Here is a 13,439-nt window from a genome sequence, read left to right as displayed (position 1 = left end):
AGCCTCTCGATAGGAAAGTTATTTTCATTTTGTTAGGTTTGTTAGGTGCAATGATACTTTATTCGAGGCACACTTTAGAGATAAAATAGAAGAAAGTCAAGCATTTCAGCAGCATGAGGACGAAGGGGGAACGGACTGTTCTATGGGTCGCAAAATATCAATGCAGCAGCTCGCCGACCGGCTCGGCGTCTCCAAATATACGGTCTCCCAGGCACTTGCGGGGAAGCCGGGCGTCAGTGAGGCAACACGGAGAGAGGTATTGGCTCTGGCCGCTGCGCTTGGCTACACGGTTCGGACTAACTCGAGCAAGACATTAAGCTATGATGAGGCGGTAGCGGAAGCTGTGGTCGAAAGTGAATCCGCAACTGAAGACGTGCATGAGTCGCAGCCTCCTGTGATCTACATCGGACTCGACATCCGCCACGAGAAAGAGCCGTACTTCTGGCTGCGCGTGAAGGAGGGGGTGGAGGCTGGCTGCCGGATGCATGGCTTCCAGCCGGAGTTTTTCACCTTCGGACAAGACGAGCTGACCATATGGACAGGTGCGACTGCGGTTGCGGTTGCAGACGCCCCGGATCGGCTCTCAACCCGAGCAGCCGGGTTTATTATTGCCGGCAAATGTCCGCTCGGCACATTGCTCACGATCAATCGCTTCGGTCTGCCGATCGTGCTCGTCGACCATGAAGAGCCGATGATCGGCGCGGATGCGGTGCTTCATGCGAACACCGAAGCAGGTCGGATGGCGTGCCATCATCTGCTGTCGCAAGGCTGCCGCTCGCTCGTGTTCATCGGACGCGACAGCTTCGCCGTCAGCTTCAAGGAACGGTGGTGGGGCTGCCGGCTGGCGATGGATGAAGGGAAAGCGGCTGCCCGGAGCGAGAGCTTCCAGCTCAAGAAGTGGACAGTCCCTTACGGCGGCAGTGAAGCTCCGATGTCGCGAGGCTGGGAGCCCGCCCTGGAACGGCGGCTGGACGCAGCAGTCTCGCAGCAAGAGCTGCCGGAGGGGTTTATTTGTGCCAACGATGATATTGCGCTGCATCTATTGCTGTTACTGAGTCAACATGGGCTGCAGTCACAGGTTCGCGTCGTCGGCATCGACAACACAGCCCCGAGCTTGTCCGCGGTTGTGCCGCTCACAACGGTCGACCTCGCGAAGGAATGGCTCGGCATTCGAGCGGTTGAGGCGTTCGCCCGGAAGCTGAAGCATCCGTCAGCCCTCCCTGAGAAAATCATTCTCCGCGCGCAGCTGGTCGTCCGGGAATCCGGTTAGACGGAGGGCTTCTGCGATCGGACAATCTCAATTCCGCACAAGCCCGCATAGGATAGCACAAGAGCCTATCCTTGGCTGAAAGGAGCTTCATCCTATGCGAAGTGCGCAATCGGCCCGCAGTATTTTCATGCTGCTGGCGCTCGTTCTTTTCATCCTGCTCGTCGTTCTGCTCATTGTTGCGTTGCTGTTATGAATGCGGCCATCCTCAGGGATGGCTGTTTTTCATTGCTCCTACGCACTCAGAATATTTAACGGCGGTTGTGGCACGGCTAATTGGCTCGAAATGACCTTTTTATTTTCAAGCCGGTTGCCAGCGAGTTTATTTGGCAGTTTTCCAACTCGTTTCACGTGAAAACAGCCCAAAATGATAGTTATAGCGATGAATCCTAGCAAAGAAGAGCCTCCAGGTATCTACATTGGCGGAAAAGCGATGAAACTTGTGAAAGTAGCTGGTTTGGTGGACTACATCGGTGGAAATCCGGCGGAAATGGAGAAAGTAGCTGGTTTGGTGGACTACATGGGAAAAAGTTCAATCGCCTCCCCTTGCCAAAGGCATATTTGATACCGCTTCCTGCCCCCGACCAGTACTGGCATAATTGTGTCTCGATTGACGCATACTCCTTGAAGAGAATTTATGAGGAGGCGTACATCATCGCAACTAAGAGCGCAGGTCAGACAAAATACAAGAAGATGACGATGTCACCTAAAGAATACCAAAACTTCGCCAAATCACGCGAGCCGGCTCGTTCCATACCGGGCAACTGCGCCAAAGCGTTCCTTGTTGGCGGGCTGATTTGCGTGCTTGGGCAAGCCATACAGGAAGTGTTCATGTACGGATTGAACATGTCGAAGCAGGATGCGAGCAATCCGACGGTTGCCGTCCTTATCCTGATTTCCGTCATTCTGACGAGCTTCGGCGTCTATGACAAAATCGCGCAGTGGGCAGGCGCAGGCACCGCCGTTCCTGTAACCGGCTTCGCCAACTCGATGTGCTCCGCAGCTCTCGAGCACCGCGCGGAAGGGCTCGTGCTTGGCGTCGGCGCAAACATGTTCAAGCTCGCGGGCTCGGTTATCGTGTTTGGCGTCGTCTCCGCTTTCCTAATCGCACTCGTTTATCTCGTGCTCGGTATCGAGGGAGGACACTGATATGCTGCGCGGCAAACAAACGTGGTGGTTCGATCAGCGTCCGGTCATTATCGGCGCTGCGACAGTCGTAGGTCCTGACGAAGGGGAAGGTCCGCTCGCGGCGGACTTCGACCTTGTCCATCCTGAGCTGGATATGCAGCAGAAGAGCTGGGAGAAGGCGGAGCGGCTTCTGCTCGAGCAGGCGTCGGATATGGCGCTGCAATATGCCAAAGTGAACAAGCAGCAGCTGCAGTTCTATGTCGGCGGCGATCTGATGAACCAAATCATCAGCAACAGCTTCGCGGCCCGCACGATCGGCGCTCCTTATCTCGGCGTATTCGGCGCGTGCTCGACGTCGATGGAGTCGCTCGCGATCGCTTCGCTGATCGTCAACTCCAAGTCCGCCGATTATGTGCTTGCAGGCACATGCAGCCATAACTGCACGGCGGAGAAGCAGTTCCGCTATCCGACGGAATATGGCTCGCAGAAGCCGCCGACGGCGCAATATACCGTTACCGGAGCCGGCGCGGCTGTCGTTGCCCAGGATGGCGACGGGCCGATCGTCGAATGCGCGACAATCGGCAAAATCGTCGACCTCGGCATCACCGATCCGTTCAATATGGGCGCAGCGATGGCGCCGGCGGCGGTCGATACGCTGACGATGCATTTTAACGATACGGGCAGGACGCCTGGCGATTACGATCTGATCGTGACCGGGGACTTGGCGACAGTGGGACACGCGATCGCGAAGGATCTGCTGCACCGGGACGGCGTGCCGATGGAAGATACGGTGTTCGGCGATTGCGGCTTAATGATCTACGACGTACAGAACCAGAAGGTTCAGGCAGGAGGAAGCGGCTGCGGCTGCTCGGCTGTCGTTACATACGGCCATCTGCTCAAGCGATTGAAGCAAGGGGAGCTGAAGCGGATTCTCGTCTGCGCGACCGGAGCGCTGCTCTCTCCGCTGTCTTTCCAGCAAGGCGAGTCGATTCCATGTATCGCGCACGCAGTCGCACTGGAAAGCCCATTGCATGGATAAGCGAAGGAAGGGAGCATAAGAGCGATGATTTATTTGTGGGCATTTATCGTCGGCGGTGGAATTTGCGTCATTGGACAGCTTATGTTCGACGTGTTCAAGCTAACGCCTGCGCATACGATGGCAGCGCTAGTGGTGGCCGGGGCGGTTCTGGACGGCATCGGCGTCTATGATCCGCTGATCAAAATTGCCGGAGCAGGAGCTACCGTGCCGATTACGAGCTTCGGCAATGCGTTATTTCACGGAGCGCTGACGGAGCTGCAGAAGGACGGCTGGATCGGGATCATTACAGGGATCTTCAGCATTACGAGCGCGGGTATATCCGCTGCGATTATTTTCTCCTTCTTGGCGGCGCTTGTTATCCGACCGAAGGGCTAATCAGAAGACACTGGAACTACAGCGAGCTTATTGCTGCGGTCCCAGTGTCTTTTTCATTTGCGCCGCTAAAATATGCTCCGCCGTCTGCTGCAGCTTGGGCAAATACCGAATTGCCGCATCTGCGCGTTCCCGGCGATCTGCATCTGTCCGAGCGCCAAGATCAGCGAGCAGCATGTCAAAAGCAGGCAAGCATCGCTGCAGCACTTCCTCCGGTGCATCGGCAGAGAGAATATTGTGGCAGCGGGCAAAAGTAGCCGCGATCCAGAATACAGCTTCCCGGTGTAAACCGGAATCGATCAGCTCAAGGGAGCCGTCGATCGCGATTTGGCGAGCGTCCGCCGTAATGTCGCTGCTGAAGAAGAAAGGCGTCTTCGCGACGGAGGCCGCGATATCGAATACTTCACCGAGCGCGTTAACATGCTGTCTCGCACGCTCGGCAGTCATTTGCTCGCACCCGAGCAAAGCGAGCAGCTCCTCATGGACACTTAAACGGTCATTTGCCGCCAACACTTCTCGAACGGCAGCATACCTCCGCCGCACCGTCGGATTGCACATCGCTGCCACAAGCAGAAGATGCGTCATTATTCCGGTTGGGAATAACCAGGCATTCACGCGATCGTGAAAAGGCGCGGACGGGGGAAGCTGCTGCTGCAGCCCATTCGTGATCTTGTGCACCACATCCTCGCATCGACGCAGCACCCAGAATTCCTCCGCGAATCGGGAGGACACTTGTTTGTGAAGCTCGCTCAGGTACCCGGTTGGGTCGGCGATAATCGTGTTCATCCGGAAGCTGCCTGCGAGATGATAGTTCGTCAAAACTTCCTCATATGAGGCGAGCTGGCGCCAAGAGAGGTATGTAACTTCAAGCAGCGCACCTTGGTAGACGAATTTGCCAAGCTTGAGCGGAGGCTCTGCATCTTCAATGACTACGATAAGATCGATGTCGGAGCCTACAGGCAGCAAGGCGTCATCCGGCATTCCGACCGTGGAGCCGCTGAAGTATGCGCCTTTGAAACCCGGTGCTTTGCTGGCATGATTGCTTACCCACTCTGACGCTGCCTTTTTTCCAGTACCAACGTTCATGTTCAATCTCCTTTACGGATCAATTCCTTTGTCCTTATACTAGGGGCAAGCACATTCGTATGATGGGAGCACGAGGATGACGATGATGGATCAGGTAAAAATCATGACGCTTAACACTTGGCTTGGCGGCGAGGCTGTTCAGGACGGTGTATCGAAGCTTGCGCAAGCTGTAACGTTCTCCGGCGCCGATATCGTCGGCTTCCAGGAGACGCCGGACCCTGCGGAGGCGGTCGCGAAGCAGCTGGGATGGCATTTCTGTCAAAATAACGAAGGCCGCGGAAATTGCAGCATCATTAGCAAATATCCGATTGCAGAGTCGTTCTATCTGGATGAAGTAAGCACTGTTGGTGCGCACATTGAGCTGCCATCGGGACAGCGGATCGTTGCCGTCAGCACTCATCTATATTACGATCCGTACGGGCCGTATTGGGCACTGTTCGATGGGAAATCGGCTGAAGAAATTATCGCGATGGAACGAGATGTCCGCGGCAAGGAAATAGAAGCTGTGCTCCAGGCGCTTGAGCCGCTAGTGTCCGCCAATACACCGCTCTTCCTCATGGGCGATTTCAACGCCCCGTCTCACCTGGATTGGATCGAAGCAACTCGTGCGTCGCATAACGATTATAGCATTGAATGGCCGGTTAGCGGGATGGTAGAAGAAGCAGGATTCCACGATTCATACCGCGTTATCCATCCTGATCCTGCAGCGATGCCAGGCAACACATGGTCGACGGTGCATACGCCTGAGCATCCATGGGGCGACAATCCATATGAGCCTCAAGATCGAATTGACTTTATTTATTACCACGGCAGCGGGGCGGTTGTAACAGCTTCCGAGGTCGTTATTTCTGGTAAGCCGTTAGGCTTCGGCAGCCATGAACAGAATGAGTGGCCGTCAGATCATGCCGCGGTCATGTCAACCTTTCATATCAAGCCGCTGTAGGCGCAAATTGGAGCGTCCCTGTGGGATTCTCCAATTTTTTTTGGCGGATATGAGGCTATACGAGCAGTTGTATATTTTGTAAAATAATAGAATATAAAACTTGATCCTACCACTATCATCCGGGAGGAAATGTCATGGACAACCGAACAGCCAACTATCGCTTATCTACAGAAATTCGCCGCAACCTCGTCAGCTGCATCCTGGGTAAAGAAGCCGAAATCGAATTGCTGTTAACTGCATTGTTCGCAGGCGGGCATGTCCTGATCGAGGATGTCCCTGGCACTGGCAAGACGCAGCTGGTTAAAGCGCTCGCTCGAACGATTGGCGGCCAATTCCGCCGTATCCAATGTAACCCCGACCTCCTGCCTACCGATATTACAGGCGTTGCCATCTATCATCCGAAGAATGAAGCGTTCATGTTCCGGCCAGGTCCGGTCATGGCGAATTTGCTTCTTGTCGATGAGATTAACCGAGCAACGACGAAGACCCAATCTGCACTGCTTGAAGCGATGGAGGAGCGCCACGTCACCGTGGACGGCGATTCCTACGAGCTTCCGATTCCTTTTACCTTAATTGCGACTCAGAACCCGATTGAGTTCGATGGCACGTATACTTTGCCTGAAGCTCAGCTAGACCGGTTCATGATGAAAATATCGCTAGGCTATCCGGATGCGGCAACAGAGCGGCAAATGATTATCTCGCCGAATGCCTCGTCGCCGGCAGATAAGCTTGAGCCGGCGATCTCCATTGAGCAGGTTGCGCAAATGATGGAGGCCGTGAAACACGTTCACCTGGATGAGGCGGTAGCGGATTATATTATCCGAATTATCCGCGGCACACGGGCGCATAGCGGCGTACAGCTCGGCGCAAGTCCGCGCGCGGCGATCTCATTGACGGCAGCGGCGAAAGCGAATGCGTTCCTGCAAGAGCGTGATTATGTTATTCCTGACGATGTGAAGCAGCTGGCAGCTACTGTTCTCGCGCACCGGATTATTCTGCATACTGAATCTCGCATGAACGGATTGACGACAGAAGATGTTGTCCGCGCCGTTGTCCGTGAAACGCAAGTGCCAGTTCGAATGGAGCGTTAAATGCGATGCTTACGGCTAAAGCGACGTTATTTCGTTGGCGGCTGATCGGTCTTATCTATATCTCTTCACTTCTGTTTCTGCTCTTCCAAGGCGGGAAAACCTCATTCATGCTGTTTTGTATCTTTAACGTACTGCTCATCTATTTGGTGTTCGGCCGATGGAGCGGAATCGCAGGCGTGAGCGGCGTCCGCAAGCTGAGCAGCGGGGTAGGCTCAATAACTGAGCAGTCGCTGTCGGCAGGCTCGCGGCTTGATGTGCAAATTACCGTCCAAATTCCTGGCGTCTGGCCAATCCCGTATGTGCTCGTTCGCGACCGTCTCATTGCGCAGAATGGCAAAATGGTGCCTTTCGAAGCATCGTTCGTGCCAAGCTACCGCAGGTCTGGCGCCATCGCATACACGACGCCGCCGCTTGAGCGCGGGGTGTACCGGTTTGAAGCGACGGAATGCTCTACACGCGACATCTTCGGCCTGTTCGAGCATAAAGGAAGCTTCGAGTCGTCCGTGCCGTTCAGCGTCTATCCGCGCACGATTGCGATTCGGCAGTGGAAACAGCTGAAGCGCGGCGCGAAAGGTCCGTACTCGACGTCCGCTTCACGTCTTGCAGCGAAAGAAACGACGCAGATCAATGGCGTCCGCGAATATATTTACGGCGATCGGCTGTCGCGCATCCACTGGAATGCGACCGCCAAGACCGGTCAGTGGAAGTCCAAGGAGTTCGAGCGGGAGTCGCTGCCTCGAACGGTTGTCGTGCTAGACCGGTACGCCGGCGCTTACGAGAATTCGGAGCAATTCGAGCTTGCCGTCTCGGCAGCGGCGTCGATGCTGGAGTTCGGCTTCCGCCGGGCGACGGCGGTCGGCCTCGTCTCGATCGGCTCGCGAACGGACGGCTTCGCGCCGAAGTCGTCGCCGGATCAGCGCGAGCTGATGATGAAGCACATGGTTCGCGTCCAAGCCGACGGTGACCAGCCGTTGTACCGGGCGCTGCGCCAATCCGGCGCGATTACGCAGGCAGGCTCGTTCGTCGTGGTCGTCAGCCCGCAGACAGGCGAAGATACGGTTCGCGCGATGGAATGGCTGAACCGGACCGGCGTCGTGCCTGTGCTTATACATTTGAAGCCAGGCGGCGAGGAGCGGAACAAAGTTAGCGATATTCGCAATGGTGAATGGATGCGGCTGCTCCGAAGAAGCGGCATTATGGTCCATACCATCAGCACGCTGCAAGAGCTGCCTGACGTATTGGAGAGTGGTCGAGGATGACAGCAATTAGTCGCGCAGCGTTCAAATGGTTGTCCGCAGATGTGTATCGCAAGCTGTCGGCTGTGTTATCCGCCCTTCTTATCTATGAATGGATACGCTGCCTCGGAGATTACTGGTGGGAAGAAACCTTTACAATCGTGAACGGCGTGCTGTTCGCAGTCGTTGTGACCAGCTTGCTCATACCGTCCAAAATCTGGTCGGGCACGATTCAGCTCCTTATTCTCGTGTTGTTAAACGCCGTGTATTCGGGATATGAATGGATTCCTTTTGCCGGCGAGAAGCGCAAGCTTTTGGACTGGATGGATTGGCTGGGGATGCAGCTCGATCAGCTCCAGCCGTATATTTGGATCAGCCTTGGCATATGGGCAGCCTTTCATGTTATTGTGCTGATGCGCCACAAGCGGCTATTGATTATGGCGGTCGTACTCGCAGCCATTCTAACGCTCGCGACAGCGGATTCGTTGTTCACGCCGATCCATCTGTGGCAAGAAATCGCCTGGAGCGTATTCATCGGGCTTGGCTGGCTCGTTGCGAGCCACTTCGCGAGCTTTCAGAAGCGGCATCCCGAGAATTGGTCGCAGCTGCTGGAATATCCGCTCAGCCTGTTCCTGCCGATGCTGATCATTATTACGCTTGTGATGGGCGCAGGCTTGTTCGTTCCGGCGATCCATCCGGTGATAACCGACCCATACACAGCGTGGAAGGAAGCGCGGAACGAGACGGTGCCTTCCTTTATCGGCGACAAGGCGATTACGATACCAGCGTCGAAGACCAGCGCAGGCAGCCAGTCCGGCTACAGCCGAAGTGATGCTTCGCTTGGCGGCGGATTCGAATTCGACTATTCGCCGGTCATGACGGTAACGACTTCGCAGAAGGCCTATTGGCGCGGGGAGACGAGATCGTATTATAACGGTTCCGGCTGGTTAGAGGCAGTGCCCGAGAAGCTGGAGAAAGGCAATGGACCTGTTGCCAGCGGCCAGCAGTTCAAAGCGCTGTACACGGAAGCAACGACGGAGACCGAGCTCGTCGAACAGACGGTGCAAATGGTCAGCAAGACGAAGTATCCGGTGCTGTTCGGCGCAGGGCCGATCGCTTCCGTCGTATCGGTAGACGGCAAGGCGAACTTGCCGGGCCTCAGCTGGTTCTCGCAAGCATGGGAACTTCGTCTGATGAAGTTTGGCTCTGCGACCTATCCGAAGAAATATACGATTAAGTCCAACGTGCCTGTTCTTGATGAGGAGAAGCTGCGCGGCGAGGTGGCTTCACAGAAGAGTACAGATATTGATCCGATGTATATGGAGCTGCCTCCGACCATACCGGAGCGGGTAAAGACGCTTGCTCAAGAGATTACGAAGACAGGTGCTACGCCTTACGATAAAATGCAGCTGCTCGTCGCTTATTTGCAGAAGACGTACACGTATACGAACACGCCGGATGTTTCCAAGCGGGTGAGCGAGGATTTCGTTGATTCTTTCTTGTTCGAGGTTCGCGAAGGATACTGCGATTATTTCTCCACGGCGCTTGCCGTCATGGCCCGTGAAATCGGGATTCCTTCCCGTTGGGTGAAGGGGTACTCGCCTGGCTCGCTGCCAGTTGATCCGGAGATACAGCGGCAGCAAGGCTATACGAGCATCGAAGTGAACCCGAGCGGTTCCGGGACGTACACCGTACGAAATGCGGATGCGCACTCGTGGGTGGAAATTTATTTTAACGGTTACGGCTGGCTGCCTTTTGAAGCGACGTCAGGATTTTCTTATCCGTACGCCATGCCGAAGGACAAAACAGCGCCGGAGCCAGTACCTGCTCCAGTCATTGAGCCGGACACGATTACCGAAACGGCAGCGCCTGCAGGCTCTCAGCTTCAGCCTTGGATCATCTGGACTGCAGCCAGCGTTGCGGCAGCTCTCATTCTTCTATTCATTATTCTAAGGTTCCGCGTCGTGCAAGGTATCAGACAATGGCTCGATGGCCGGTCTGGTACGGTCAATGAACGCATTGTAAGAGAGACGAACCGCCTCATCCGTTTCTGCCGGAAGAAGGGGCTGGATTACAACGAGACGGATACGGTTCGCGAGACGATGGGACGCTGGTCGGCTCGGCTGTCCTCGTTGCAGCCGCAATTCCGCGAAGTGCAGTATGCGTTCGAGAAAGCGATGTACAGCAGCAGTCAAGTGTCGCAGGCAGAGCTTGATCAAGTGACGCTGACGATGAAGAAAATCCGTGAACATTTAGGTTAATGCGCGGCGATGAGAGCCGGCATAGGTGTGTCAAGCATCTATGCCGGCTTTTTTTGCAACAAATTCACTTATTATGGTATAGTTTGCGTGATAGTGATAACAGGGGAGTCGAAACTATGTTTGAACGGCTGTTGCCGCAAATGCGCGTCAATACCATTTATGATATCGATCTGCAGAAGTTGAAGGCGCAAGGGATGCGCGGCATTATTACGGATCTTGATAATACGCTCGTAGGCGCGCGAGTGCCGCTTGCCACGCCAGAGCTCGTGAAATGGCTGGACGATGTGCGAGACATGGGCTTCAAGGTCGTTATTGTATCGAATAATAACCGGACACGTGTGTCCAAATTCGCTGACCCGCTGAACATCAAGTTTATTCATGCGGCTCGTAAACCCGCGAACCGTGCCTTTCATCGAGCGCTTGAAGTGCTTGGACTGCCAGCAGAGCAGACCGCCGTTATTGGCGATCAGATGATGACCGACGTGCTGGGAGGCAATCGAATGGGGCTGTTCACCATTCTTGTCGCGCCTGTTGCACCGAGGGAAGAAGGCATTATGACGAAGGTTAACCGTATTATGGAGAAAATCGCCCTGAGAAGTCTCCGGAAAAAAGGGCTCTGGCCCGAGGAGGAACAACGAAAATCATGACCAACCAGCTAGAACAAGGAACCTCGTGTGCCGGCTGCGGCGTTAAGCTGCAGACTGAAACGGTGGACAAGCCGGGTTTCATCCCGCAAGCGGCGCTCGCGAAGGAGCCGGCAATATGCCAGCGTTGCTTCCGTATTAAAAACTATAACGAAGCGGCTTCGGTCGCGATCGATCAGGACGACTTCTTGAAGCTGCTCGGCGGCATTGCGGCGACGAATAGCTTGGTCGTCCATATTGTCGACCTGTTCGATTTCGAAGGCAGCCTGATCTCCGGCTTGCAGCGTTTTGTCGGTAACAATCCGGTGCTGCTCGTTGTGAACAAGATCGACCTGCTGCCGAAAGGCATCAATCCGAACAGACTGCTGAACTGGGTGCAGAAGCAGACGAAGGCGCAAGGCTTGCGCGTCGTCGATATCGTGCTCTGCTCGGCGAAGCGGAACATTGGCTTCGAGCGTGTTATCGAAGCGATCGGCGAGCATCGCGGCAATCGCAACGTGTACGTTGTCGGCGCGACTAACGTCGGCAAGTCGACGCTGATCAACCGCCTTATTCGCGACTACAGTGACTTGGAGCGCGAGCTGACGACGTCGCGTTACCCAGGAACGACGCTCGATGCGGTTCATATTCCGCTTGACGACGGCAAAGAAATCATCGATACGCCGGGAATCGTCTACTCGCATCGGATGACGGAGATTGTGCCGCGCGATGTGCTTGGCGCATTGCTGCCGGAGAAAGGGATCAAACCGCTCGTGTATCAGCTGAACAGCGGACAAACGCTGTTTGTCGGCGCGCTTGCACGGTTTGATTTTATCGAAGGGGACCGTCAATCGTTCACCCTTTATGTTTCCAATGCGCTGCAGATTCACCGGACGAAGCTGGAACGGGCTGATGAGCTGTACGCCGATCATAAAGGCGAGCTGCTGGCGCCTCCGACCAAGGAGCAGTTGGAAGAGATGCCGGAATGGACACGTCATCGCCTGACCGTACGCCGCAATTCGGAGACGGACCTGTTCATCTCCGGTCTCGGCTGGATTCACGTGAATGGCGCAAGCGGCGCACTGGTTGATATTCACGTGCCGAAGGGCGTTCGCGTCCTCATGCGTGATGCGCTGATCTAGACGATAGAGTTGGTTTGACGTCATCCATATGTTTAAGGGAGAGTGAACGTAAAGGATGGGCAACAAGGTAGACAGCCATACGGTGCTATACAGCGTTATCGGCGATCCGATCCGACATTCCAAATCGCCGATAATGATGAATCGAGCGTTCCGGGAACGCGGGATTAACGGCATCTATACCGCTTTTCATATAACAGCCGATCGGCTTAGTGATTTCGTAGCCGGCGTTCGGGCGATGGGAATCCGCGGCGTGAACGTGACCATTCCGCATAAGCTTGACATTATGCCTTTGCTCGATGAAATCGACGAAAGCGCGCAAGTGATTGGCGCGGTCAACACGATTGTGAACACAGACGGTCATTTGAAAGGCTACAATACAGACGGCATCGGCTATGTCCGGTCGCTAAAGGAAGAAGCGAAGTCTGATCTTGCAGGCTCTCATGTGCTCATCATCGGCGCCGGCGGAGCAACAAGAGGCATTTTCTATGCACTCGCTCGCGAAGGCGTCGCTTCCATTACGATCTCGAACCGCACTGTTGCCCGCGCTGAGGAGCTGGCAGAAGCATTCCGCGGCCTCGTACCGGTCATCCGGGCGATCGGTCAGGATGAACTGCAAGCGGCATGCGGGAATAGTGATATTATTATCAATACAACGTCGCTCGGAATGTTCCCGAACGTGGAAGATACGCCGATCGACAGCTCGTGGTTGAAGCCGGATTCGGTCGCAAGCGATCTTATCTATAATCCGCTTACGACGCGTTTCCTCGCGGAAGCACGGGACAGAGGCTGCCGGATTCACGGCGGACTTGGCATGTTTATTTATCAAGGCGCATACGCCTTTGAATATTGGACGGGACAGCCTGCACCGGTTGAAGCGATGCGGGAGACCGTGCTTGAAGCGCTGCAGCAGTCCAAAAGCTAATTTGACGAGAGAAGGAATTTCACATGCTAACAGGCAAACAAAAAAGACATCTGCGCGCGCTGGCGCACCATCTGAACCCGATTTTCCAAGTGGGCAAGGAAGGCAAGAACGAGAATCTGATCCGTCACATCGAGGAAGCCATCGAAGTGCGCGAGCTGATCAAGATTTCCGTGCTTAACAACAGCATCGAGGACCCGAAAGAAGTCGGCGAATGGGTTGCTGAGGAATCGGGCTCCGAGCTGGTTCAAGTCATTGGTAAGACCATTGTTCTTTACAAAGAAAGCAAAGACCATAAAACGATTGAACTGCCGTAAAGGTTTCTGGTGTTGA

14 protein-coding genes are annotated in these 13,439 nt (G+C 54.9%); 13 read left to right on the top strand and 1 reads right to left on the bottom strand.

Annotated elements, in window-relative coordinates:
• The first annotated feature begins 142 nt into the window (after positions 1-142).
• From A8990_RS03165 to spoVAE, 5 genes are all read left to right on the top strand, one after another.
• On the top strand, positions 143-1,270 hold the full coding sequence (locus A8990_RS03165) for a LacI family DNA-binding transcriptional regulator (protein WP_116187563.1): 1,128 nt from the start codon (positions 143-145) through the stop codon (positions 1,268-1,270).
• A gap of 379 nt (positions 1,271-1,649) precedes the next feature.
• Positions 1,650-1,832: a hypothetical protein gene (locus tag A8990_RS03160; RefSeq protein ID WP_147306759.1), complete on the top strand. Its 183-nt coding sequence runs from the start codon at positions 1,650-1,652 to the stop codon at positions 1,830-1,832.
• Positions 1,833-1,960: 128 nt separating this feature from the next.
• Complete coding sequence (gene spoVAC / locus A8990_RS03155; RefSeq protein ID WP_116187629.1) at positions 1,961-2,416, top strand: stage V sporulation protein AC; 456 nt, start codon at positions 1,961-1,963, stop codon at positions 2,414-2,416.
• 1 nt (position 2,417) lies between these two features.
• Entirely contained in the window at positions 2,418-3,434 is a 1,017-nt protein-coding gene (gene spoVAD / locus A8990_RS03150) for a stage V sporulation protein AD (protein ID WP_116187561.1), read from the top strand.
• 24 nt (positions 3,435-3,458) lie between these two features.
• Complete coding sequence (gene spoVAE, locus A8990_RS03145) at positions 3,459-3,809, top strand: stage V sporulation protein AE (RefSeq protein WP_116187560.1); 351 nt, start codon at positions 3,459-3,461, stop codon at positions 3,807-3,809.
• 27 nt (positions 3,810-3,836) lie between these two features.
• Here spoVAE and A8990_RS03140 read toward each other — a convergent pair whose 3' ends face one another.
• Positions 3,837-4,892 carry a hypothetical protein gene (locus tag A8990_RS03140; RefSeq protein WP_116187559.1) on the bottom strand — a complete coding sequence of 352 codons (1,056 nt, stop codon included), beginning with the start codon at positions 4,890-4,892 and terminating at the stop codon, positions 3,837-3,839.
• A gap of 82 nt (positions 4,893-4,974) precedes the next feature.
• Between A8990_RS03140 and A8990_RS03135 the strand changes: the two genes are divergently transcribed.
• The 8 genes from A8990_RS03135 to yhbY all read left to right on the top strand — a co-directional run bounded on the left by A8990_RS03135 (position 4,975) and on the right by yhbY (position 13,423).
• Positions 4,975-5,835, top strand: a complete 861-nt coding sequence (locus tag A8990_RS03135; RefSeq protein WP_181909371.1) for an endonuclease/exonuclease/phosphatase family protein — start codon at positions 4,975-4,977, stop codon at positions 5,833-5,835.
• 134 nt (positions 5,836-5,969) lie between these two features.
• On the top strand, positions 5,970-6,926 hold the full coding sequence (locus A8990_RS03130; RefSeq protein ID WP_116187557.1) for an AAA family ATPase: 957 nt from the start codon (positions 5,970-5,972) through the stop codon (positions 6,924-6,926).
• Positions 6,927-6,931: 5 nt separating this feature from the next.
• Positions 6,932-8,185 carry a DUF58 domain-containing protein gene (locus tag A8990_RS03125; RefSeq protein WP_116187556.1) on the top strand — a complete coding sequence of 418 codons (1,254 nt, stop codon included), beginning with the start codon at positions 6,932-6,934 and terminating at the stop codon, positions 8,183-8,185.
• Positions 8,182-10,422, top strand: coding sequence for a transglutaminase-like domain-containing protein (locus A8990_RS03120; protein ID WP_116187555.1), 2,241 nt, complete (start codon positions 8,182-8,184; stop codon positions 10,420-10,422). Before A8990_RS03125 ends, A8990_RS03120 begins: the two co-directional genes overlap by 4 nt.
• Positions 10,422-11,069, top strand: coding sequence for a YqeG family HAD IIIA-type phosphatase (locus tag A8990_RS03115; protein WP_342772784.1), 648 nt, complete (start codon positions 10,422-10,424; stop codon positions 11,067-11,069). The genes A8990_RS03120 and A8990_RS03115 overlap by 1 nt, the downstream gene beginning before the upstream one ends.
• Complete coding sequence (gene yqeH / locus A8990_RS03110; protein WP_181909370.1) at positions 11,066-12,187, top strand: ribosome biogenesis GTPase YqeH; 1,122 nt, start codon at positions 11,066-11,068, stop codon at positions 12,185-12,187. Before A8990_RS03115 ends, yqeH begins: the two co-directional genes overlap by 4 nt.
• A 55-nt stretch (positions 12,188-12,242) precedes the next feature.
• A complete protein-coding gene (gene aroE / locus A8990_RS03105) occupies positions 12,243-13,109 on the top strand; it encodes a shikimate dehydrogenase (RefSeq protein ID WP_116187552.1) in 867 nt (288 codons plus the stop codon).
• A gap of 23 nt (positions 13,110-13,132) precedes the next feature.
• Complete coding sequence (gene yhbY / locus A8990_RS03100; RefSeq protein ID WP_116187551.1) at positions 13,133-13,423, top strand: ribosome assembly RNA-binding protein YhbY; 291 nt, start codon at positions 13,133-13,135, stop codon at positions 13,421-13,423.
• Positions 13,424-13,439: the final 16 nt, after the last annotated feature.

The sequence above is a fragment of the Paenibacillus taihuensis genome (assembly GCF_003386535.1).
Lineage (GTDB): Bacteria > Bacillota > Bacilli > Paenibacillales > Paenibacillaceae > Paenibacillus_Z > Paenibacillus_Z taihuensis.
This window is presented reverse-complemented; position numbering and strand designations above follow the sequence as displayed.